Here is a 21,189-nt window from a genome sequence, read left to right as displayed (position 1 = left end):
GGATTTCTCCTGCCGTGATCTTCTGGGTTATAACAAGGTGACAAGGTGTGAGAGGTCATGGATGGAACAGCTCGAAATCTTCCCGCTCCAGAGCCCCTGTGTCGGGGTCTGCGAACTGAACAACAAGGGGTATTGCAAGGGATGCCTGCGAAGTCGCGAGGAGCGTTTCAACTGGCTTGCCATGACCCCTGCCCAGCAGCAGGAGGTGATGCGCCTGTGCCGCAGCCGCAAGGCCAGGGTCGAGGCCGCTCGCCGCAAGGCGCAGGCCGCAGAGGCGGCCGATCCGCCGCCCCCGCCGGGCTGGGATTTTTAAATCCCACGTTGCCCCTCCCCTCAACAAGAAAGGCGGCCCCAGGGCCGCCTTGTCATGAAGGGTGTGTCACGCCGTGACGTCCTCAGGCGGTCGCCAGCTTGGCCTGCTCCTCGCCACGCTTGAGCATGGCGTAGGCCACCCCGGTCACCAGAGAACCGGCGGCGATCGCCAGGATGTACATCATCACATGGCTGATGGCGTTCGGGATGAAGAGCACGAACAGACCACCGTGGGGTGCCACCAGCTCGCAGCCGAACAGCATGGAGAGCGCACCGGTCAGGGCGCCGCCCGCCATGCAGGCCGGGATGACGCGCATGGGATCCTTGGCGGCAAACGGGATAGCCCCCTCGGAGATGAAGCACAGACCCAGCACGAAGGAGGCCTTGCCCGCTTCCTGCTCCGCCTTGATGAACTTTCTGCTGGCCAGGAAGGTCGCGATCCCCATCCCCAGTGCAGGCACCATGCCGGCGGCCATGACCGCTGCCATGGGGGCATAGGTCTTGGAGGCGAGCAGGCCGACACCGAAAGCATAAGCCGCCTTGTTGACCGGGCCCCCCATGTCGAAGCACATCATGGCGCCGATGATGACACCCAGCAGCACCGCGTTGGCAGAGCCCATGTTGTTGAGGAACTCGGTCATGGCATTCATGATGCCCGCCACCGGGCCACCCACCACGTAGATCATCACCAGACCGGTGAACAGGCTGGCAAAGAGCGGAATGATGAGGATGGGCTTGAGGGCTTCCAGGGTGACCGGCAGGCGCACCTTGTCACTCAGGAACTTGGCGCTGTAACCGGCGAGGAAGCCGCCGACGATGCCGCCAAGGAAACCGGCGCCGAGCGAGCTTGCCAGCATACCGGCGATCATGCCGGGCGCCAGACCCGGACGGTCGGCGATGGAGTAGGCGATGTAGCCTGCCAGCACCGGGATCATCAGGGCGAAGGCGGAGCCGCCACCGATCTTCATCAGGGCCGCGGCCAGCGTCCCCTCTTCCTTGAACGCTTCAATGCCGAAGATGAAGGAGAGCGCGATGATAAGGCCCCCCGCTACCACCATGGGCAGCATGAAGGAGACACCGGTCAGCAGGTGCTTGTAGGGGCCCGCCTTTTCCTCTTTCTTGACCGCAGCCGCGCCGCTGTGGCGATAGACCTTCGCCTCGGTCCAGGCCTTGTCGAGCTCGGCCCGGGTTTTCTTGAGCGCCGCCCCCGTGCTGGTGCGATAGACCGGCTTGCCATCAAAGCGCGCCATGTCCACCTCAATGTCAGTGGCGAGGAACACCAGATCGGCGGCGGCAATCTCGTCCGCCGTCAAGGCATTCTGGGCACCGACCGAGCCCTGGGTTTCGACGCGGATCTGGTGACCCAGCTGCTTGGCCATGGTCTCCAGGGCCTCGGCCGACATGAAGGTGTGGGCCACCCCGGTCGGACAGGCCGTCACCGCCACGATGCGCTTGGCACCGCTGGTCGGTTTGGCAACGGCAGGTGCCGCCTCATGGCGATAGACGCTGGCACCGCTTCGCGCGGCTTCCAGCAGGGCAGCGGGATCCTGGAGCGCCAGATCCATGTCGCCCCGATAGAGCGACTTGCCGTCATAGGCGGCCAGATCCACCGGTGCGCTGGCAACGACCAGCACCAGGTCGGCGGCGGCAATCTGCTCTTTCGAGGGAACCTGACGGGGCTGCACGCTGGACTCGACGTCGAGGGTAAGCTCCCAGCCAGCCAGTTTGGCCTGCTGTTCTATCCGTTTTGCAGCCAGAAAGCTGGTGGCAATGCCCGCCGGGCAAGCCGTAACCAGAATTGCTTTCATTGGGCATCTCCTGAGTTAGCCATCAAATGGGGTTGGGGTTGAGTCGGTGCCAGATCATCCAGACGCTGTACGCGCACCTGCTCGAGTAACGGTTTGAGCACATTGATATCGTTGAAGCCGACCGCGACCTGGCTCACCGCCAGTGCCGAGACGGCGGTGGCCAGACGCAGGGTCTGCTCCGGCGTCCAGTCCAGGCTCATGCCATGGACCAGGCCCGCCACCAGGGAGTCGCCGGCACCCACGGTGCTGACCACCTCCATGCGCGGCGGAATCGCCTGCCAGGTGGCATCCGGTGCAAACCAGATGAGGCCGTCGGCACCATTGGAGATCACCACGTTGGGGATCCCGCTTGCCTGCAGCGCGCGGGCGCACTCGGCCTGCTCGCTCAGGGTCTTCACGGGACGACCGGCCCACTGGCTCAGCTCTTCCAGGTTGGGTTTGACCAGGGTCGGCGCCGCCTTGATCCCTTCGCTCAACGCCGCGCCGCTGCAATCGAAGATCACCTGCTTGCCCTTGGCCTTGAGCAGGCGGATCAGATGGCCACAGTAATCGGGGGACACCCCTTTGGGCAGGCTGCCCGCCAGCACGAACCAGTCGGTGTGGGGAGCCAGTCGCTCCAGCGCCGCTTCCAGGGCGCTGACATCGCCTTCCTGCACGGCGAGTCCCGGCAGATTGAGATCGGTCACCCGGCCGGATTGTTCGGAGATCTTGACGTTGATCCGGGTGTCGCCCGCCACGCGCACGAAGTGATCGGCAAGGGCACGTTCCTCGAACAGGGAGACGAAGCTCTGCTGGTTGCCCTCACCGAGCCAGCCGGTCAGGCCTACGTCACGGCCGAGATCTTTCAAGACCATGGCGACGTTGATCCCCTTGCCCGCGGCGCGCAAGTTGGCCTCGCTCACCAGATTGACCTCGCCAGGGTGCATGGCCTCCAGACGGGTGGTGAGATCGAGCGCGGGATTGAGGGTGATGGTGACGATGTCCATCAGTGCGCCCCCTCACCCAAGCCGGCGGCAATGGCTTCGCCAATGCCCTTGAGGGCTGCTTCGGCATCCGCTCCTTCGGCGCGAAACGCCAGACGATGACCGCACTTGACCCCAAGCCCGATCACCTTCATCAGGCTCTTGGCAGAGACGGCTTCACCGCTGCCATCGAGGTTGGCGACGCGGATGTCGGATTCATACTCCTTGGCCACCTTGACCAGCATGGCGCCCGGACGGGCGTGCAGACCGTGGGGGTTGATGATGGTGAAGGTCTCGGACAGCCCGCTCGCCGGACCCGCCTGCAACATGGCAAGACCGTCGCTGCCAGAAAGGGTGGCCAGCTGGCCGGCTGCGGCCAGCTTGGCCAGATTCTCGAGTTGCGGCAAATGGCCGCTATCTGCGGCACACAGCAGCAGCAGGGCGCTGACCGGCAATTCACCGACGTTCAGCGGGGTGCTCGGGGTGGCCAGCACCCAACCGGTCTGGGCCGCTTGCGCACGGGCCAGCCAGATGCCCTCCCCCAGGTGAACAGGCTGGCTGGCCAGGAGGGCGCTCACCATGGCGGCGTCTCCCCAGCCTGCGGATTTGGCGCGGGCCGCAGCCCCCAGCAGCAACTGCTCCTGGTCGTCGGCCGGGAAGTCCGCCAGGGTCAGGTATTGCACCTCTTTGGCGGCAGTCGCGCCAGTCAGGATATTGATGATGGTCTCTTCGTCGGTCGCCCCCTTGAGCTGGGCTGCGGCCTGCTCGTCACCCAGCACGTGGGTGAGCTGGCGCAAAATGCCCAGATGCTCGTCGGACTTGGCGGCGATGCCGATGGCGACGTAGGCAATCTGCCCCTCGTCCCACTCGATGCCGTGGGGGAACTGGGCTACCATGACGCCGGTGCTCTTCACCAGATGACGGGTGTCCGTGGTGCCGTGGGGAATGGCAATACCGCTGCCAAGATAGGTGGCGTGCTGCGCTTCCCGCGCCAGCATGCCGTCCACGTAACCTGCTTCAACCAGACCGGCGTCGGTCAGTTTGCTTGCCAGCAGTGCGATGGCGTCCGCCTTGGTCGTCACCGATTGTCCCAGCAGGATTTGCTGTCGCGCCAACTTCAACATAGAGATTCTCCATCAGGTCCGGCTTCGCCTCGCGGCGTACCGGCTCAACTCAACTCGATTTTCGGGTAACTTGCCTGCTGACAATAGACGGTGATCTCTCGCTTTGGTGAGCCGGAACCCATTTCCAAGTGCAGATAATCATCCGTTACTGACAAGCTGAATCGTTTCATTTACACTCAGACTGAATCGTTTCAGCGCATTGTTCAAGATCCCGCAGAAAGTACGTTTCAATGATATGATCCCGCGCACACTTTTCGGCGCCCCAACCAGGAACCGGCGCGGGCCTTGCAACTCAAACAGAGCCAACATGATGAAACTGGATGAAATCGCCGCGCTGGCCGGTGTCTCTCGCACCACCGCCAGCTATGTGATCAATGGCAAGGCCGATCAATACCGCATCAGCCAGGCAACCCGCGACAAGGTGATGGCCGTGGTCCATGCCCACAACTATCAGCCGGACAGCCGCGCCGCTTCCCTGCGCGGCGGCCAGACCCGCACCCTCGGCTTCATCCTGCCCGACCTCGAAAACGCCAGTTACGCCAAGCTCGCCAAGCGCCTGGAGCAAGGGGCCCGCACCCAGGGATATCAGTTGCTCATCGTCTGCTCGGAGGACGATCCGGACACCGAAAAGGAGCTGGCCCGGATGCTGGTGAGCCGCCATGTGGACGCGCTCCTGGTGGCAAGCTGCCTCCCCCCGGCGGATCCCTTCTACCTGGAGCAGCAGTCCAGGGGCGTGCAGATCCTCGCCATCGACCGTGCCATGACCACCGAGCACTTCGTCACCGTGGCGAGTGAAAACCAGAAGGCGAGCCTGGACCTCACCACCTCCCTGCTCACCCCGGCCATCGGTCATATCGCCTTGATCACTGCACTGCCGGAACTGACGATCAGTCAGGAGCGAAAAGCGGGCTTCGAACAGGCCATTGCCAGTCACAGTGCGACCCGCCACCTGTGTGAAGGGGCCCACTTCTCGCGCACCGAAGGGTATCGCCTGATCAAGACGCTCCATCAGCAGCTCGGGCAACTGCCCGAGGCGCTGATCACCACCTCCTACATCCTGATGGAGGGGGTGCTCGACTACCTGCTGGAGCAGGAGGCTGACATGAGCCAGCTCGCCATGGCTACCTTCGGGGATGACCGCCTGCTCGATTTCCTCCCCTTTGGCATCAACTCCCTGCCCCAGCAGCACGACGCCCTGGCAAGCCAGGCCCTGACGCTGGCCCTCAAGGCGGTCAATGGCGACTACCAGAGCGGCCTGCACTATGTGAGCCGTACCCTCAAACGCCGCCGCTGACCCGACCACGACGCACCACCCCGGGGGCGGCCCGCCGTGCCAGCCCCTGAGCCTCCTCCCCCACACCTGCTTGTGTTCTCCCCTGTTGTCTCAGCTTTTGCCCTGCGCCTTCTGGCTTTGAGGTGATCTGCCGGGCGGCAACCCCGCCGGCAGGGTTGGCCACCCCGCGCCAGGACCCGTTTATCGGCGCCTCGGCTCGATATAAGTGAAAATGATGGCTTTTTGGAGTATGACCCGATGTTTGCTTATATCGGGCCAGTCGCACCACCAGGGCCCCGTGTTACCCTCTGCAAGCCCTGTTGCCGCCAACGCGGGCGCTCTCGATGTCGACCCGCAACGCAGCCTGACGGGCGGCCTCCCCTTGAGGGGCGCATTTTTTCGGCGCATGGCGCAATGTGTCACTTTTTATTGCCACCCCTCGGCTTGCCACAGCACAAAATCCGCTTTTAAGGGGTTGTTTCCGCCATTTCAATCCGCTAACTTGGCAACCAATTTTTACAACTGACAGGTTTCAGGTACAGATGTATCCACACCGATATTGCTAGCCTCCGGCTTTTCCCCGGAGGCGTCTCCCGACACAGCCAACTGGCTCTCTCTTGTTTGCAACAGCGCCCCTCACTTTCGGATGGATGACATGAATACCAAGACCCTGGGTTGTACCCTGTTGATTGCCGGCACCACCATAGGCGCCGGCATGCTGGCCCTGCCGCTGGCCTCCTCGTCCCTGGGCGGCCCCGCCACCCTGATGCTGATGATCGGCCTCTGGGCCCTGATGGCCTTCACCGCCATGCTGCAGGTGGAAGCCAGCCTCAGCACCGGCAAGTGGTACCTGCACCAGCTGGCAGATCACCTGCTCGGCCCCTGGGGCAAGGGCATCGCCTCCTTCTGCATCCTGATGCTGTTCTACGCCCTGGCCTCCGCCTACATCAGCGGCGGCAGCAGCCTGCTGGCCCAGGCATTGGCCGATGCCGGCCTTCCCCTCGGCCAGGAGCAGGCGGCCTGGGTCTTTACCCTGCTGTTTGGCGGCATGGTGTGCGTCGGCACCAGGCAGGTGGATTACCTCAACCGCCTGATGTTCACCGTGAAGCTGGTGATCATGGTGGCGGTGCTGGCGCTGCTGCTGCCCCGCGCCCAGGGGCAGCACCTGCTCTCCATGCCCCTCGGGGAAGGCCTGCTGCTGGCGGGCCTGCCGGTCATCTTCACCTCCTTCGGCTTCCACGGCTCCATCCCGAGCGTCATGCTCTACCTCGGGGACAACCCCAGGCAGTTGCGCCGGGTCTTCGTGTGGGGCTCCGCCTTGCCACTCGTGCTCTACGTGCTGTGGCAGGTCGCCATCCTGGGGCTGCTGGGCCAGCAATCCCTGATCCAGACCGGCGGCGCCCTGGACAGCCTGCTGGCCAACGTCGGCGGCCTGGTGAGCTGGCCCGCCTTCAACCAGGCGATGCATCTGTTTGCGGATCTCGCACTCGCCACCTCCTTCCTCGGAGTGACCCTGGGACTGTTCGACTTCATGGCCAAGGTGACCCGTCGCAAGGACAACTGGCAGGGCCGCACCCAGACAGGCCTCATCACCTTCGTGCCGCCCCTGCTGTTCGCCCTCTACTTCCCGCAAGGCTTCATCATGGCGCTCGGTTACGCCGCCATTGCGCTGGCGGTGCTGGCGGTGCTGCTGCCGGTGGCCTTGGTGTGGCAGAGCCGCAAGCAGGCCGAGGCAAACCACTACCGCGTCCCGGGCGGCGTACTGGCCCTGGGCCTTGCCGGCGCCATGGGTGTGCTGATCGTCGGGGTGCAGATAAGCGTCAGCATGGGATTGCTGCCCGCCCTCTGATTTCCCCGGCCCGACTAACAGAAACGCCGCAAAGAGACACGCCCCGCCAACCCAGTTGGCGGGGCGTTTCATTGGCACGGGCTCACTTGGCCGACCCGCGCCCCTCCTCGCGAAGCCCATACAACAATGAACATTTGAGTGCAACCATGTATAGATATGTACATGACTGCGCCCCTGCCCTACACTGCTTAGCAGACAACTCATGATCCCGTGCCCGTCTGGCACGCCAACCCGGGAGGCAACATGGCCGCCACCGCATCTCTCCCCCGGCAACAGCCCGCCGTCGATCCCAGCAAGGCCCTGCCCGTGGTGTTTCGCATCCTGGGCAAATGGCAGTGCAGCACGGATGAACAACTCAGGCTGCTTGGCATTACCTCCCGCTCCACCCTGAACAAGTACAAGGAGGCCAGCGGCGGCATTCGGCTCAGCGCCGATCTCCAGGAGCGGATGAGCTATCTACTCAACATCCACAAGAGCCTGCAGCTGCTGTTCAGCCTGGATGAGAGCATCTATGGCTGGGTGCGCAAACCCAACAGCCACCCCTTCTTTGCCGGGCGCAGCGCCATGGAGGTCATGCAGGGTGGGCGGGTGGCCGATCTCTACGAAGTGGCCACCCGGCTGCACGCCTGGCGCGGGGAGATGGCCTGATGTCCTCCCCGCCCTTGCGCACCTTCCACAATGCCTGCGCCTATCGCATCATTCCTAGCCGCTTTCCCCCCATCTGCCTCTATGAAGACGTCGCTACCGCCGACGAGCTGGAGGCGGTCTGGGCCGTCGAGGCCCTGACCAACGACAGGCTGAGGGAAGAGGCGGGCGAGCTGATGCGGGTGCCCAGGGAAGACTGGCTGGTGGGGCTGCCCGGCGGCAGCTATGTGATGGCCGCCTTCACCCACCTCAATCCCGAGGGTGCCCGTTTCACCACGGGGGACTTTGGCGGCTACTATTGTGCCCCCTCCCTCGACACCGGCATCAAGGAGACGGTCTACCATAGGGAGCGGATCTTCGGGTACACCCGGGAGCCGGCCCAGAAGGTGCAGATGCGGGTGATCCAGGCGCAGTTCAGCGCCAGCCTCATCGACATCACGGGCCCGGCGTTTCTGCCAGGCCCCCTCTATCACGCCACCGATTACGGCCCCGCCCAGGCCTTCGCCCGGGAGCAGAAGGTCGCCGGGGCGGACGGCATCCACTACCGCTCGGTGCGCCACCCCGGTCACGACTGTCACGTGCTCTATCGCCCCCGTCTGGTCAGCCGGGTGGACCACGCCCGTCATCTGGAGTACCACTGGAGCGGCGAGGCCATCACCCATGTGCTGGAAATCCGCCTCTACGGTGAATAGCGTCTACCAGGACAAAAAAAGCCCCGCCAGATTGGCGGGGCTTTTTGTATCAACCGAACAGTGGGGGAGCCTGGCTCCCTGGCCGCTTACTGGTTGTGGCTGGCGCGACGGGGACGACGGGCCTGGGCCGGCTTCGCGGCGCCATCAGCCGGACGCTGGCCGCCCTGGGGCTTGGGCTTGCCACCGTTGCCGGAGCGGTTACCGCCGCCATTGCCACCGGCGCCATTGCCGGAGCGACCGGCACCCTGACGCTGGCCCTGGCCCTGGCCTTGCGGACGCGGCGCACGGCGCTGCTCGCTCGGATCCCGCGGCTCTTTGCGAAGCGGCGCGCCGATGCCACGGGCGATGTTGTCGAGGGTCTCGCGGGAGGCTTCAAAACCGGCCACCTGCTCGCACGGAATGTTCTGCTTGGTCAGCCGCTCGATGGCCTTGATGAGCTTGCCTTCATCGGCCGCGACCAGGGAGATGGCGTGACCGGCGGCGCCGGCACGGCCGGTACGGCCGATACGGTGCACGTAATCTTCCGCCACGTTCGGCAGCTCGAAGTTGACCACCTGGGGCAGTTTGTCGATGTCCAGGCCACGGGCGGCGATGTCGGTCGCCACCAGCACCTTGACGCTGCCATCCTTGAAACCGGCAAGGGCGCGGGTACGGGCACCCTGGCTCTTGTTGCCGTGGATGGCGGCGGCGCTGACGCCGTTCTTGTCGAGGGTCTCGGCAACGCGGTTGGCCATGTGCTTGGTACGGGTGAACACCAGCACCTGCTGCCAGTCGTTGCTGGTGACCAGGTGACTCAGCAGGGCAATCTTGTTGGCCTTGTCGCAGGGGTGTACCAGCTGCTCGATGCGCTCGGCGGTGCTGTTGCGCGGGGTCACTTCGATCACCGCCGGGTTGTCCAGCAGACCGGTGGCCAGCTCGCGAATTTCGTCGGCGAAGGTGGCGGAGAAGAGCAGGTTCTGGCGCTTCTTCGGCAGCAGGGCCAGGATGCGGCGGATGTCGCGGATAAAGCCCATGTCGAGCATGCGGTCCGCTTCGTCCAGTACCAGGATCTCCACTTCGTCGAACTTGACGGCGTTCTGGTTGTAGAGATCCATCAGGCGGCCCGGGCAGGCCACCAGCACGTCCAGACCACGGCGGGTCGCCATCATCTGGGGGTTGATGCTCACGCCGCCAAATACCACGTGGCTGCGGATCGGCAGGTGCTTGCCGTAGTTGCGCACGCTCTCGCCCACCTGGGCGGCCAGCTCGCGGGTCGGGGTCAGCACCAGGGCGCGGATGCGGTTCGGGGAGACCTTGCGCTTGCTTTCAATCAGACGCTGCAGCATCGGCAGGGTGAAACCTGCGGTCTTGCCGGTCCCGGTCTGGGCGGCGGCCATCAGATCACGGCCAGCCAGTACCGCCGGGATCGCTTGTTGCTGAATGGGAGACGGGGTGTCGTAGCCTTGCTCGGCAACGGCACGCAACAAGGGTTCGGCCAGACCGAGGGAAGTAAAACTCATAGTTACCTGCTAGGGATAGGGGCGCCAAAGATCGTGGTGGGGCTCCTCTGCTGAGCCGATGCCATCTCACAGGATCCGGGCCTATAGAGAAAACAACGATTTCCCCGGGGAGCAGAGCAAAGGGGAAAGAATAGAGGCGCAGTCTAACGGAGTTGGCGCACTTAGACGAGGAAAATGTGATGCGCCTCCCAGCACGGCTGGAAATAGGGACGAAGGCAGGACAAAATGGCCCGAATCGCCGTATGTATCAATGCCCCTGCGCAGCCTGCCGGGGACGGCGCGATACACGGAACAGGAGGTTTTGATTGAAACGGAAGTTCACCCCCACCGCCCGGCGCATGCTGGGCCTCGTCCTGCCCCTGCTCTTCGCCCAGCCCCTCGCCGCCAGGGAGACCCTGTCGGTGGCCTGGAGCCACTGGCCCCCTTTCAGTCAAATCGCTGCCGACGGCACCCTCGGCGGACTGGACGTGACCCTGACCCGCCAGATCCTGGGCAAGGCAGGCGTGGAGCCCGCCTTTCGCAACCTCCCCTGGGCCCGGGCCCTCTACCTCATGGAGCGCCAGCAGCTGGACGTGGCCATGGGCGCCCTGAAAACCCCCGAGCGGGAGCGGTTCGCCCGCTTCTCCGCCCCCTATCGGCGCGCCAGCTTCGTGCTGCTGAGCCAGCGCCCGCAGGCCGGGGAGCCCGACGGCTGGCAAGGGCTCACAGAGCTGGCAACCCTCTGCCAGGCCAAGGGGATTCGACTTGGCAAGCTGCGGGGTACCCGCCCCCTGCCGATGAACGAGGAGTGCCCTGCCCTCGGGCAGGCGAGTGAATACAACAGCGATGACAGGCTGCTCACCCTCTTGCTGGCGCGCCGCCTCGACGGCGTCATCATGGAGTGGCAATACGCCCGCTACCAGCTCGGGGCGAGCAATGCCATCCAGTGTCAGGTGCTCTTGCACCAGCAGCCGGTGCGCCTGATGTTTGCCAAAAAGGCCGTGAACGATGAGGCGCTCGCCCGCATCGATGCCGCCATCGCCACCCTGCCCTCACCGGATCCCGCCTTTGCGCCGCCCCGCTGCCGCCTGGACGCAACCCAGCCCCCATCGCTCTCGACGCCATCGGCCCCCTGACGCCGACGCCGGCAAAAAACCATGAAAAAGGCGACCCTGGGGTCGCCTTGTGGTGTCTGGTGATCACTCACCCTGCCCGCAGCGTGATCAGCGCAGCTGCGGGGTCTGGCTGTGCACGCCCTGGTTCTGGGCGCGGTGGCGCAGCAGGTGATCCATCAGCACCAGGGCCAGCATGGCCTCGGCGATGGGCACGGCACGGATGCCGACGCAGGGGTCGTGACGCCCCTTGGTGATCATCTCGGTGGCCTCACCGCTGGTGGTGATGGTCTTGCCTGGCACCGTGATGCTGGAGGTAGGCTTGAGGGCCATGCTCACCACGATCTCCTGACCCGACGAAATGCCCCCCAGGATGCCCCCCGCATGATTGCTGGCAAAGCCGGTCGGAGTCATCTCGTCCCGGTGCTCGGAGCCTTTTTGCTCCACCACCGCGAAGCCGTCACCGATCTCCACCCCCTTCACCGCGTTGATGCCCATCATGGCGTGGGCGATGTCGGCGTCGAGGCGGTCGAACACCGGCTCCCCCAGGCCCACCGGCACATTGCGTGCCACGACACACACCTTGGCCCCCACGCTGTTGCCCTCTTTCTTGAGGGCACGCATGTATTCATCCAGCGCCTCCAGCTTGCCCGCATCGGGGAAGAAGAAGGGGTTCTGCTCGATCTGGCTCTCGTCGAACCCTTCCGCCTTGATGGGGCCGAGCTGGGAGAGAAAACCCACGATCTCGATGCCGTGCACCTGTTTCAGGTACTTCTTGGCGATGGCCCCCGCCGCGACCCGCATGGCGGTCTCGCGGGCCGAGGAGCGGCCGCCGCCACGGTAGTCACGCTGGCCGTACTTCTGGTGATAGGTGTAGTCGGCGTGGCCGGGTCGGAACAGATCCTTGATCTCGGAGTAGTCCTTGGAGCGCTGATCGGTGTTCTCGATGAGCAGCCCGATGGAGGTGCCGGTAGTCTTGCCCTCGAACACCCCGGAGAGGATCTTCACCTCGTCCGCCTCGCGGCGCTGGGTGGTGTAGCGGGAGGTGCCGGGCTTGCGCCTGTCCAGATCCCCCTGCAAATCGTCTTCGCTTATCTCCAGCCCCGGCGGGCAGCCGTCGACCACGGCGCCCAGCGCCAGACCGTGGCTCTCGCCGAAAGTGGTGACCCGAAAGAGTTGGCCGAAACTGTTCCCTGCCATGGATGCTCCTTGCTGCTTAGTTCTTGTAAATGGCGAAATGGACCTGGTACTGCTCGAGCTCTGCGCGGGTCATCACAAAGACGCCGTGGCCGCCGTTTTCGAACTCGACCCAGGTGAAGGGCACCTCGGGGAACTGGGCTTCCAGATGGATCATGCTGTTGCCCACCTCGACCACCAGCACGCCATCCTCTTTCAGGAAGTCGGCGGCATTGGCCAGCAAACGCTTGGTGAGCTTGAGGCCGTCGGAGCCCGACGCCAGGGCCAGCTCCGGCTCGTGGCGAAACTCCTCCGGCAGATCCGACATGTCCTCGGAGTCCACGTAGGGCGGGTTGGAGACGATGAGATCGTACTTGTCACCAGCCGGCAGATCCCGGAACAGATCGGAGCGAATGGGGATGACCTGCTGCTCCAGCCCGTGATCGTTGATGTTGCGCTCGGCCACGTTGAGGGCATCGACGCTGATGTCGATGGCATCCACTTCCGCATGGGGGAATTCGTGGGCCATGATGATGGCGATGCAGCCGGAGCCGGTGCACAAGTCCATGATCCGGGTCGGTTCGTCTTTCAGGAAGGGGGCGAAGCGGTTGGCCACCATCTCGGCGATGGGGGAGCGCGGAATGAGCACCCGCTCGTCCACATAGAACTCCCAGCCCGCATACCAGGCCTTGTTGGTCAGATAGGGCGCCGGAATGCGCTCCTGCACGCGGCGGATGATGAGCTCGGCGATGCGGTGGCGCTCGCTGGTGGTCAGGCGGGAGTGGCGCATGCCCGGATCCACGTCCGGCGGCAGATGTAACGCGGGCAGCACCAGTTGCACGGCCTCATCCCAGGCGTTGTCGGTACCATGTCCGTAGAAGATCCCGGCGTCGTTGAAACGACTCATGGCCCAGCGCAACATGTCCTGGATGGTGTGCATTTCGGCAACCACCTCATCGATAAATATCTTGTCCAAATCCACCTCCAAGTCGAGTAATATCCGGCCCGAGAATTTTATACAGCGAGCAAGACGAGTACCTGATGAAAAATACGCCCTCACTCACAGACGAGGAAAGCCTGTTGTTTCGTGATGCTGTCAAAGGTACCCGGAAAATTAAGCAAGATACCATAAGGGCCTCCTCAAGCCCGGTCAAGCAGAAACGCGAAGTGCGCGAGAGCCGCGAAAAGCTTGGGGTTGACCACTTTTTCAGCGACGAGTACCAGCCCCATCTCGAGGCGGACGGGCCGACCCGTTACGTGCGCGACGACGTGTCAAAATTCGAGCTGAAAAAGCTCAAGCGCGGCAGCTACCCGCCGGAGATTTATCTGGATCTGCACGGCATGAACCAGCACCAGGCCAAGCAGGAGCTGGCGGCCCTGCTCACCCTGTGCCGAAAAGAGAACATCCACGTCGCTTCGGTGATGCACGGCATCGGCAAGCACATCCTCAAGCAGCGCATCCCGAGCTGGCTGGCCCAGCACCCCGCTGTGCGCGCCTTTCACCAGGCGCCGCGGGAGTGGGGGGGCGAGAGCGCCATCCTGGTGCTGCTGGACATCGAGGAGTGACCCCCTTCCCCGCCCCGCCTTGCCCCGGGCGAACGCCATAAAAAAACCACCGCCAGCTTGCGGTGGTTTTTTTATGGCGCCCCACAGGGGTCAGCTGGCGGCTTCCATATGTCGCTTGAAGTTATCCAGGATGCTCTGCCACCCCGCCCGCTGCTGTTCGCCGCTGTGCAGGGACTCGGCATCGAACCGCTCCTCCACCTGGGTGCCCCCCTGCTCTGCCACGAACCGCACGCTCACCTCGCGGCCATCGTCCATGACGTAGCCGAGCCCCGTCGGCGCTGTGACCTCGGTGAAGGTCCCCTCGAAATCAAACCCCGTGCTGCCATCCCGCGCCGCCATGTGGTGGCAAAAACGCCCACCCACCCACCCGCAGGTCCACCCGGCTTTGGGGGCAGTGCCACTGCGGGGAGGCGGCGTTCCATGCCATGATGCTGGCGGGGGTGTTCCAGCCCTGCCACACATCGGCAATCGGCCTGGCAACCCAGACGCTGACGCTTATCTTCATCTCTCTGATCCTCTGGCTTTCCTGCACGTTTTGCACTGTGGCACTGTCATGCCACGCCGGGCGCATCGGGCTGCGCCAAAAAGTGGGCCACCAGGGCATTGGCATGGCCGTGGCCCATGGCGTGTTCGTCCTTGAGCCAGGCCACCAGGGCCATGTGTTTGCGCTCCTCCCGCCCTGCCAGCAGGGTCAGCCAGTGGGCGATGGGCTGGCCGTATTTCTGCTCGATGGCAGGAAAGTAGGAGGCAGGCCCCTTCACCTTCGGTTGTTCATCCATGATGGCTTCTCCTCGAGGTGAGTACAGGCTCAGGGTTTGGGGGTGAACTGCTCGAACACCTGCTGTCCGGTCAGGGTCGGGGTGTCGTTCTTGAGGGCATAGAAGTCGGGCTTCTCGTCGATGAAGATCTGCCCGGTGAGCTCGAACCCCTGATCCTGAAACAGGCCGGCGGAGAGGATGTACTCGTCCGTCGGCAACAGATGGTAGAAAAGATGGGTGCCGCAGGTGGGGCAGAATCCGCGCTCCGCCCACTCCGACGAGCGGTAGGCCACCGGGGCCATCCCGGTGAACCGCACGCCCTTGCACCCGTGCACCGCGAACATGGGCCCCCCTGACCAGCGCCGGCACATGGCGCAGTGACACAGGTTGACCTCCTTGTGATCGCCGCTCGACACGGTGATCCCGCCACACAGACAATGTCCTTCCATGATGCCTCCTGAGAGTTGGGGCGACAGACCGGGCGAACGGGTGCTCGCCTTCTTGCCGCACCAGATGAAGTAGCACGGGATCCGGGGGGCGACAACTGACCATACCGGGGCCTTACCGCGAGGCTGAGGCTCCCGGAGCGGGAAAATCCCCCTCTTTATTCATCGTATGAATGACTCAACACACCCCATGCACCGGATAAATAATGGTCAGGTTCCCTCCTGCAAGGCGATGCGATTCCCCTCGCAATCCCGACACTCCGCCACCCGGAGGCTCTCCCCGACCCGGGTGACTGGATAGAGACAGGCCCCGCCCGATGCCAGTGCCCGGGCCATGGCCCCCTCGATGTCAGCCACCCGCAGATAGATCCGGGTGCCATCCAGGCTCGGCACATAGCTCTCCCCCTTCGCCAGGGCGCCGGAGCAGCCCGCCGTGCCACTTTCCAGGGGAAAGAGCGCCATCTCGTTGCCATCGATCTGCACCCGCTCCAGCACCGTCTCGAAGACCCCCTCATAGAAGCGAATGGCTCTCTCCAGATCCTGTACCGGAATTTCAAAATGAATGGCGATGTTCATGGTCATCCTCCCTCGGTGTGAATCCGCACTCTATCAGTGCCAAAAGAGGCGCAACAAGCCAGCGCGGCGATCAACAAGGGAGGCGCGCGGCCTCCCCGGGGTGCTTGCGCTTGTACTGACTCTCAGGTCACCGGTGCCCAGGGGTCGCCCTTGCCCGGCTCGTTGCCCTGGGTCCACCACTTGGCCTGATAGATGATCCCCTTGTGGCTCACCTTGTTGCCCGCGGTGTAGACCTTGCCTGCCTCCCAGGCCGGTACCCCGTCCACCAGTGGCGTGCCGGGGTCGACCGGGGCCGGATCCAGCGTGGCCACCACCCGTACCTTGGGCCAGCTGGCGTGGGAGCCGTAGAAGTTGGTCACGCACTTCTCGTAATCCCCCGGCACCAGGGCCGAATAGGCGGTCTGGTACCCCACCAGATCACACTCGAAGGAGTAGCCGCCGGGTCTGTCCGGGTAGTATTTCCAGTTGCCGTCCCAGTTGGTGTAGAGCACGTCGGTGGCGCCGTTGAGGTTGAGGCTGCCATAGGGGATCTGCTGCCAGCAGGTGTTCTTCTCGTCCGCCAGCAGCGGGATCCCGTAGTGGGCCGCAAGCCCCTCCCAGTAGCGGATGCGGTTGACCGGCTGGCCCTTGTCTTGTTCTGCTCGCCGCACCTCGATGCCACCGTTGATGATGTTGATGGTGGTGCCAAAGCCGTAGCCGATGCCCGCCGCCAGCTCACGCTGGGAGGGCACCCAGGTCCGGTCGATGACGTGCAGCATGGCGGGTTTGGGAGCCTGGGGCGTCAGGAAGAACCAGATGGCGGAGGCGAGGTTGAGCCAGGAGTCCGCCACCAGCCCGGGGTTGTTGAGGAGCACGGTGGCGTCGCCGTCGAACATGGCCTCGGAGAAGGCGCCGTAGTTGAAGTGGTAGGAGAGCTGCTTGGCGCCGCGACCGAAATAGCCCTGACCGGTGCTGCAGGGCCAGCGCCGGTTCTGCCAGTCACTCTGGCCACACCCCGTGGTGTAGCCGGTCTGCCCCTCAGACCAACCCATCTCCCGCACGTGCACCAGGGCCTATTGCCACTCCTCCAGCCCAAGGGGGTTGTCGGAGACATTCTCCTTGGCAATGTGGCCGCCGGTCTCCTGGGCAAAGTGGGCGAAGGCGGTGATGATGGACTTCTTGCAGATGGCGTCCGCATTGCGCCCGTCCGTGTAGTCGCCGCAGAAGGCGGGGAACTTGCCCACCGCCCGCAGGAAGCGCTCGTAGGTGTACTCCGGGGCGGCCATCTGGGTCAGGAACTCCCAGTCCGATTCGGTGAAGACCCGCTCGACCCGCTTGACGTTGTCCGGGTTGCCGGGGGCGCGTGCCACGATGGCCTCCACCACCGAATTGGGCCGGGTGGCCAGGGCGTGGGACCAGATCCCGTACATGAGGTTGGCGGTCTTGGCCTGGGCCGCACTGGCAAGATCCGCCGCCGCCATCACATAGCCGCCGCTGTTCTGGGGATCGGGCTGGATTGTCATGGCGCTCTGGCCGGGCAGTGCCCAGACGAGGGCAACCAGGCAGGCGGTACGCGTGAGCATGAACATGGGTAACCATCCTTGTCTTGAAAATGTCAGGGCGAGCATAGGCATCCTGACAACTAAATTCACGACAAGAATTAAGAATTTGGCGAAATTGTGAGCCATGCCTCCCTGCACTCAGATGGCGCTCGTTTGCAGGGGGATCCAGCCCCTGGTCTTGCGGCCGCAGCCATCCGACCTGTCCGGACTCTTGCTCAGATCCCCCCTGCGCGCACCGCCCGGATCAGCAGATTGCGCGGGGTCATGGGTTTGGGACAGAAGGTGCCCACCTCCACCCGGTAGCCCTGCTCCTCGAGGAAAAGGGCGCGATCGAGCAGCAGCCAGATTTCCAGGGGACGGCGAAACAGGTGGCGCACCAGCTCCATGCGGGCGACATCGCCAAAGCGCCGCTCCCCCTGTGCCAGCAAGGCGGCGTAGTCGAGCCCCGCGGGCAAGCCCATCCCCTTGCGTTCGGCGGCCCAGTGGCAGAAATCCTCGAAGCCCCCGGTCAGCAGGCTCTTTTGCAGGTTGGGCACCGGCAGGTACTCATCCACCCCGCGCACCTGGCGCTGCAGGCAGTCGAAGGCGAGGCGCCACACCACCTCCCGCTCCCGCAGCCGGGCGATGCGGGCACCGCCGGTCACCGTCTCCTGCAGCGGCAGCTTCAAATCGCTCTTGCCAAGGCGCAGGGCACTGGCCCTGGCGGCCCGGGAGAGGGGCGCGTAGTGCTCTCCTCTGATGAGGTGGTAGCAACACGGGGAGAGGGTCACCCCCTGGGCACGCCCCTCGGCCACCCGCGTCAACAGATGGGTGTGCAGATCGCCGCAGGCATGGAGCGCCATGGCGTGATGGTGCGGGGCGATGAGGGCCCCGGACTCGGCGGCAAAGGCATCCGCCTCCACGAACCGCATGTTGGCGCCGTCGCGCGCGGCGAGCCGCCGCCCCTCCTCGCAGAGCGCCCCCTGCCACTCCAGGCTAAGGATCTCCGCGCCACGGTGCAGCGACACCAGGCGCCCCAGATGCCCCTTGCCGGCGCACCACTCCAGATAGGGACCTTGGTGGGGGGGCAGGCAGCCGGTGAAGGCCTCTATCTGCCCCTGCTTGCGTCCCGGCATGTACATCGCCATGGTCCTGGCGCACTGGACGGGCTCTGGGGCGAAAGGGGCAAGCTCGCCGAGGGCCTGCAACTCGGCCCCCGCCGGGATCCAGGGGGCAAGCAGGGTGCAGAGCGCATCCATGTCCCCGTCGAGGTGCGCTATCTCGTCAAGGGTCAGGGCTGCCAGGCACTTCGCAAGGGCTGGCGCCTCGCGGGCAAAGGCGATCCCCAAATGGTGATAGGGCTGGTATTGCCACCAGCGTCGCTCGGCGGTGAGCAAGCAGTCCAGTTGTCGAAAACGGTGGGCCAGCACGGTGAACCTGTCCTTTGGCGCAAAAAGGGAGGCTCATTCTAGCGATCTGCCGTCAAAAAGCACTCGCCTGTGCGCCGCTGGTAGCCTGACAAAAAGCAGGGATTTGTGCTATATTCCGGCCCCTCATTCGCGCAGCCCGCCACGGCGAGCAGCTTTACCCCTATAAACGGAACCCAATCATGACCATCAATGCCATCCTGCAAGCCCGTGCAAATGCCAAATGCGAGCTGTGTGGCGCAGAACATGCGCTGACTGCCTTCCCGGTGCCGCACTCCCCCGCCAGCGACGACGACCACAGCGTGGCCCTCTGCGCCACCTGCCGCGGCCAGCTGGAGCAGCCGGACACCACGGAGGTGAACCACTGGCGCTGCCTGGGTGACAGCATGTGGAGCCAGGTGCCGGCGGTGCAGGTGATGGCCTGGCGCCAGTTGAAGGCCCTCGTCGCCCGGGGCGAGCTCTGGGCCCAGGACATGCTGGACATGATGTACATGGAAGACGAGGTCAAGGCCTGGGCAGACGCCGGCGTGACCAGCGACGCTGACGACAGCGTGCCGACCGTCGACTCCAATGGCGCCGTGCTGGTGGAAGGGGACTCCGTCACCCTGATCAAGGATCTGGACGTCAAGGGCGCGGGCTTCACCGCCAAGCGCGGCACCCTGGTCAAGGGCATTCGCCTGACCAACAACCCGCTGCACATCGAGGGCAAGGTCAACGGCATGCAGATCGTGCTGGTGGCCGCCTACCTGAAGAAGGCCTGATACCGCCCCTTCAAGCCAGAAGCGCCCCCAGGGGCGCTTTTTTGTTGCCTCTGTTTCCTGCCGTTCGGGTGGCACTCGCGGGAAACTGGACTATCCTGCAAACCAGTTCCGCGGTATGCCCCTCCCCTGACTGTCAGTGCGCCAACGGAGAGGGCCTTCCCGGCACGCATGGAAAGACCCCGGGCACCCTGATCCCCATGGCGCCCACGAGACAAGGAGCCGCCCCATGGCCAGCAAGAAAGAGATCAAGAAGAAGATCGCCGCCCGCCAGGCGAAAATCGCCAAGCACGAAAGCAAGATCAAAAAGCTGAAAAAAGCCCTGAAATAGGGGCTGACAACCATTAAAACCGCCTGATGGCGGTTTTTTCATTACTGCGTTGGCCGCAAGGCGCGTCGAGTGGCCATGACTGCCAACCTCCGGCTAGCACCAATACTTCCTGTTCCAACCACAATCCCCTTTCGATCAGATATATAAGGACCTCTTCCAGTTGCTTGCCATGCTCACTCACCACGGGGACCTCCTCCCATGGGATCTTGCCTCTGCTGATCGGTTGCCCCTCCAGACGGCGGATCAGAGTGCGGGCATAGTGATGAACATAGGCCATCAAGGTGTCGGGTAGCCAAAGAGCCAACGGACGACGAAGGGCATGGGCCAGCTCGTTAGCGATATCCAATCCGCGCTGATCCAGATCGCCAAAATGGGCCCAGGGTACGGCAGCCGGCAACAGCGGGAATACCTGACGTGCCAACTTGGTATTGCGGCCAGGCACATAGAGCAACAACTCCCCCACTTGCAGCGGGTAATCCACGAAAGCTCCCTTGTTCTCCACCGTGACCAGTTGCCGCCCCTGCCACTCAATGCCATGTAACTTACTCAAGCAGCGCTCCGGTAAGACCAGCTCTCCCAATAGTGCCAGTTGCGCCCTCATGTCGTGGCGCAGTCCGTCCTGGTCGATGAGTGACAGCGGGCTCAGCGTGCGAAGTCGAATCACTTCATCCTGTGTCAGCGTGATGTCGATAGCATCATTATCTGGATCTATCCCGCTCTTGCTGTCCCCATGCCAGAGGGCATGAAAACTGGCCTGGTTTAGATGTGCGGGCAGGTCCACCCCGAGAGCCCGTATCGTGTCACGCCTGTCCGGCATCACTGGTGCAACCTGTGCCAGCTGTGCTGCGAGATAATTCCTTCCAGCATCGGTCAACACATGACGAGCCCCTCGTCCCACTGGCTTGACTCCACCCACAGCCTGCAGGAGATCTCTCAACTCGCGGCCATGCTTGCTATCGAGTGAATATCCCTGGTTATTAGTGTCTGCCAGCAAGCGGGCACAGAGATCCTGCACACGACGCTCATCAAAAAGTGACATCCTCCCCCCCCTCTTTCATTGCGGTTCCATATGGCCAAGTAGAGGGGATCTTTCTGTCCACAACCGTGACCTGTCTCGCACCAAAGGAAGATCGCTCTTTCAAACCGTCACCCGTCCACAAGCTCGTGGCAGGATGGTCAGCGGTTACGATTGGCAATCCATCGACATCGGTGAAATCAGTATGCTGCGACGCCATCTTAAATGCGAAAGGGGACTCCCTCCGACGTAGGTGGGAGGGGAATTTCGCCGGGGCGTCAGCCCCGCTGGTTTTGAATGTATTGCTTGATCACCTCCAACGGTGCTCCGCCGCAAGAGCCCGCAAAGTAAGAGCGTGACC

The 21,189-nt window shown here is 63.8% G+C and carries 22 protein-coding genes and 1 pseudogene; 8 read left to right on the top strand and 15 right to left on the bottom strand.

Translation table 11 applies throughout. The features are described 5' to 3' along the window. The first annotated feature begins 61 nt into the window (after positions 1 to 61). Complete coding sequence (locus MUW49_RS15250; RefSeq protein ID WP_039040754.1) at positions 62 to 313, top strand: DUF1289 domain-containing protein; 252 nt, start codon at positions 62 to 64, stop codon at positions 311 to 313. An 82-nt stretch (positions 314 to 395) separates the two neighbouring features. Here MUW49_RS15250 and fruA read toward each other — a convergent pair whose 3' ends face one another. From fruA to fruB, 3 genes are read right to left on the bottom strand one after another with little or no spacing between them, the layout of a single operon-like run. Beyond that, positions 396 to 2,120, bottom strand: a complete 1,725-nt coding sequence (fruA, locus tag MUW49_RS15245) for a PTS fructose transporter subunit IIBC (protein WP_049636759.1) — start codon at positions 2,118 to 2,120, stop codon at positions 396 to 398. After that, entirely contained in the window at positions 2,117 to 3,106 is a 990-nt protein-coding gene (gene pfkB, locus MUW49_RS15240; RefSeq protein ID WP_049636760.1) for a 1-phosphofructokinase, read from the bottom strand. The genes fruA and pfkB overlap by 4 nt, the downstream gene beginning before the upstream one ends. Beyond that, complete coding sequence (fruB, locus tag MUW49_RS15235; RefSeq protein WP_049636761.1) at positions 3,106 to 4,206, bottom strand: fused PTS fructose transporter subunit IIA/HPr protein; 1,101 nt, start codon at positions 4,204 to 4,206, stop codon at positions 3,106 to 3,108. The genes pfkB and fruB overlap by 1 nt, the downstream gene beginning before the upstream one ends. A gap of 307 nt (positions 4,207 to 4,513) precedes the next feature. Between fruB and cra the strand changes: the two genes are divergently transcribed. From cra to MUW49_RS15215, 4 genes are all read left to right on the top strand, one after another. Continuing rightward, on the top strand, positions 4,514 to 5,500 hold the full coding sequence (gene cra, locus MUW49_RS15230) for a catabolite repressor/activator (protein WP_161648280.1): 987 nt from the start codon (positions 4,514 to 4,516) through the stop codon (positions 5,498 to 5,500). Between the two features lie 634 nt (positions 5,501 to 6,134). Beyond that, on the top strand, positions 6,135 to 7,328 hold the full coding sequence (locus MUW49_RS15225; RefSeq protein ID WP_049636762.1) for an aromatic amino acid transport family protein: 1,194 nt from the start codon (positions 6,135 to 6,137) through the stop codon (positions 7,326 to 7,328). A gap of 243 nt (positions 7,329 to 7,571) precedes the next feature. Then, entirely contained in the window at positions 7,572 to 7,976 is a 405-nt protein-coding gene (locus tag MUW49_RS15220) for an antitoxin Xre-like helix-turn-helix domain-containing protein (protein ID WP_244812929.1), read from the top strand. After that, positions 7,976 to 8,665 carry an RES family NAD+ phosphorylase gene (locus MUW49_RS15215; protein ID WP_042017126.1) on the top strand — a complete coding sequence of 230 codons (690 nt, stop codon included), beginning with the start codon at positions 7,976 to 7,978 and terminating at the stop codon, positions 8,663 to 8,665. Before MUW49_RS15220 ends, MUW49_RS15215 begins: the two co-directional genes overlap by 1 nt. Positions 8,666 to 8,751: 86 nt before the next feature. Here the strand turns inward: MUW49_RS15215 and MUW49_RS15210 are convergent, their stop codons facing one another. Then, the gene (locus tag MUW49_RS15210) at positions 8,752 to 10,164 is read right to left on the bottom strand and encodes a DEAD/DEAH box helicase (RefSeq protein WP_161470131.1); all 1,413 of its coding nucleotides are present in this window, start codon (positions 10,162 to 10,164) and stop codon (positions 8,752 to 8,754) included. A 338-nt stretch (positions 10,165 to 10,502) separates the two neighbouring features. Here MUW49_RS15210 and MUW49_RS15205 point away from each other — a divergent pair, with 338 nt between their 5' ends. After that, on the top strand, positions 10,503 to 11,279 hold the full coding sequence (locus tag MUW49_RS15205; protein WP_244812931.1) for a transporter substrate-binding domain-containing protein: 777 nt from the start codon (positions 10,503 to 10,505) through the stop codon (positions 11,277 to 11,279). An 87-nt stretch (positions 11,280 to 11,366) separates the two neighbouring features. On the opposite strand, the gene aroC is transcribed toward MUW49_RS15205, so the two are convergent. Both aroC and prmB read right to left on the bottom strand, forming a co-directional pair. Further along, positions 11,367 to 12,455, bottom strand: coding sequence for a chorismate synthase (aroC, locus tag MUW49_RS15200; protein ID WP_244812928.1), 1,089 nt, complete (start codon positions 12,453 to 12,455; stop codon positions 11,367 to 11,369). Between the two features lie 16 nt (positions 12,456 to 12,471). Next, positions 12,472 to 13,407 (bottom strand): 50S ribosomal protein L3 N(5)-glutamine methyltransferase, encoded by a 936-nt coding sequence (prmB, locus tag MUW49_RS15195; RefSeq protein WP_244812927.1) that lies wholly within the window; start codon positions 13,405 to 13,407, stop codon positions 12,472 to 12,474. Between the two features lie 65 nt (positions 13,408 to 13,472). Between prmB and smrB the strand changes: the two genes are divergently transcribed. Then, the gene (gene smrB, locus MUW49_RS15190) at positions 13,473 to 13,997 is read left to right on the top strand and encodes an endonuclease SmrB (RefSeq protein WP_049636766.1); all 525 of its coding nucleotides are present in this window, start codon (positions 13,473 to 13,475) and stop codon (positions 13,995 to 13,997) included. Positions 13,998 to 14,087: 90 nt separating this feature from the next. Here smrB and MUW49_RS15185 read toward each other — a convergent pair whose 3' ends face one another. From MUW49_RS15185 to MUW49_RS15150, 7 genes and pseudogenes are all read right to left on the bottom strand, one after another. Beyond that, complete coding sequence (locus tag MUW49_RS15185; protein WP_235696168.1) at positions 14,088 to 14,360, bottom strand: SRPBCC domain-containing protein; 273 nt, start codon at positions 14,358 to 14,360, stop codon at positions 14,088 to 14,090. Further along, positions 14,305 to 14,502, bottom strand: coding sequence for an SRPBCC domain-containing protein (locus tag MUW49_RS21945; RefSeq protein ID WP_254052076.1), 198 nt, complete (start codon positions 14,500 to 14,502; stop codon positions 14,305 to 14,307). Before MUW49_RS21945 ends, MUW49_RS15185 begins: the two co-directional genes overlap by 56 nt. 46 nt (positions 14,503 to 14,548) lie before the next feature. Further along, positions 14,549 to 14,776: a DUF4287 domain-containing protein gene (locus tag MUW49_RS15180; protein WP_049636768.1), complete on the bottom strand. Its 228-nt coding sequence runs from the start codon at positions 14,774 to 14,776 to the stop codon at positions 14,549 to 14,551. Positions 14,777 to 14,805: 29 nt separating this feature from the next. Then, complete coding sequence (locus tag MUW49_RS15175; protein WP_049636769.1) at positions 14,806 to 15,204, bottom strand: GFA family protein; 399 nt, start codon at positions 15,202 to 15,204, stop codon at positions 14,806 to 14,808. A gap of 207 nt (positions 15,205 to 15,411) precedes the next feature. Beyond that, a complete protein-coding gene (locus MUW49_RS15170) occupies positions 15,412 to 15,777 on the bottom strand; it encodes a VOC family protein (protein WP_049636770.1) in 366 nt (121 codons plus the stop codon). Positions 15,778 to 15,899: 122 nt separating this feature from the next. After that, a pseudogene (locus tag MUW49_RS21940) lies at positions 15,900 to 17,345 on the bottom strand (chitinase). A gap of 188 nt (positions 17,346 to 17,533) precedes the next feature. Beyond that, positions 17,534 to 18,727 carry a methyltransferase gene (locus tag MUW49_RS15150; protein ID WP_049636771.1) on the bottom strand — a complete coding sequence of 398 codons (1,194 nt, stop codon included), beginning with the start codon at positions 18,725 to 18,727 and terminating at the stop codon, positions 17,534 to 17,536. 179 nt (positions 18,728 to 18,906) lie between these two features. Between MUW49_RS15150 and MUW49_RS15145 the strand changes: the two genes are divergently transcribed. Further along, the gene (locus MUW49_RS15145; protein ID WP_049636772.1) at positions 18,907 to 19,485 is read left to right on the top strand and encodes an alkylphosphonate utilization protein; all 579 of its coding nucleotides are present in this window, start codon (positions 18,907 to 18,909) and stop codon (positions 19,483 to 19,485) included. Positions 19,486 to 19,826: 341 nt separating this feature from the next. Here the strand turns inward: MUW49_RS15145 and MUW49_RS15140 are convergent, their stop codons facing one another. Next, entirely contained in the window at positions 19,827 to 20,852 is a 1,026-nt protein-coding gene (locus MUW49_RS15140) for a Wadjet anti-phage system protein JetD domain-containing protein (protein WP_049636773.1), read from the bottom strand. A 254-nt stretch (positions 20,853 to 21,106) separates the two neighbouring features. Further along, the coding region (locus MUW49_RS15135) for a transposase (RefSeq protein ID WP_202904331.1) at positions 21,107 to 21,189 on the bottom strand (83 nt) is incomplete at its 5' end.

Source organism: Aeromonas sp. LsrichE-8G (genome assembly GCF_022869435.1).
GTDB classification, from domain to species: domain Bacteria; phylum Pseudomonadota; class Gammaproteobacteria; order Enterobacterales; family Aeromonadaceae; genus Aeromonas; species Aeromonas caviae.
The sequence above is the reverse complement of the archived record's forward strand: the minus strand, read 5'-3'. Positions and strand labels throughout refer to the sequence as shown.

Excerpts from the sequence above, each read along its gene's own strand:
- MUW49_RS15250 (WP_039040754.1), top strand. The coding sequence starts at position 62 with ATGGAACAGCTCGAAATCTTCCCGCTCCAGAGCCCCTGTGTCGGGGTC.
- fruA (WP_049636759.1), bottom strand. The coding sequence starts at position 2,120 with ATGAAAGCAATTCTGGTTACGGCTTGCCCGGCGGGCATTGCCACCAGC.
- pfkB (WP_049636760.1), bottom strand. The coding sequence starts at position 3,106 with ATGGACATCGTCACCATCACCCTCAATCCCGCGCTCGATCTCACCACC.
- fruB (WP_049636761.1), bottom strand. The coding sequence starts at position 4,206 with ATGTTGAAGTTGGCGCGACAGCAAATCCTGCTGGGACAATCGGTGACG.
- cra (WP_161648280.1), top strand. The coding sequence starts at position 4,514 with ATGATGAAACTGGATGAAATCGCCGCGCTGGCCGGTGTCTCTCGCACC.
- MUW49_RS15225 (WP_049636762.1), top strand. The coding sequence starts at position 6,135 with ATGAATACCAAGACCCTGGGTTGTACCCTGTTGATTGCCGGCACCACC.
- MUW49_RS15220 (WP_244812929.1), top strand. The coding sequence starts at position 7,572 with ATGGCCGCCACCGCATCTCTCCCCCGGCAACAGCCCGCCGTCGATCCC.
- MUW49_RS15215 (WP_042017126.1), top strand. The coding sequence starts at position 7,976 with ATGTCCTCCCCGCCCTTGCGCACCTTCCACAATGCCTGCGCCTATCGC.
- MUW49_RS15210 (WP_161470131.1), bottom strand. The coding sequence starts at position 10,164 with ATGAGTTTTACTTCCCTCGGTCTGGCCGAACCCTTGTTGCGTGCCGTT.
- MUW49_RS15205 (WP_244812931.1), top strand. The coding sequence starts at position 10,503 with ATGCTGGGCCTCGTCCTGCCCCTGCTCTTCGCCCAGCCCCTCGCCGCC.
- aroC (WP_244812928.1), bottom strand. The coding sequence starts at position 12,455 with ATGGCAGGGAACAGTTTCGGCCAACTCTTTCGGGTCACCACTTTCGGC.
- smrB (WP_049636766.1), top strand. The coding sequence starts at position 13,473 with ATGAAAAATACGCCCTCACTCACAGACGAGGAAAGCCTGTTGTTTCGT.
- MUW49_RS21945 (WP_254052076.1), bottom strand. The coding sequence starts at position 14,502 with ATGAAGATAAGCGTCAGCGTCTGGGTTGCCAGGCCGATTGCCGATGTG.
- MUW49_RS15180 (WP_049636768.1), bottom strand. The coding sequence starts at position 14,776 with ATGGATGAACAACCGAAGGTGAAGGGGCCTGCCTCCTACTTTCCTGCC.
- MUW49_RS15175 (WP_049636769.1), bottom strand. The coding sequence starts at position 15,204 with ATGGAAGGACATTGTCTGTGTGGCGGGATCACCGTGTCGAGCGGCGAT.
- MUW49_RS15170 (WP_049636770.1), bottom strand. The coding sequence starts at position 15,777 with ATGAACATCGCCATTCATTTTGAAATTCCGGTACAGGATCTGGAGAGA.
- MUW49_RS15145 (WP_049636772.1), top strand. The coding sequence starts at position 18,907 with ATGACCATCAATGCCATCCTGCAAGCCCGTGCAAATGCCAAATGCGAG.
- MUW49_RS15140 (WP_049636773.1), bottom strand. The coding sequence starts at position 20,852 with ATGTCACTTTTTGATGAGCGTCGTGTGCAGGATCTCTGTGCCCGCTTG.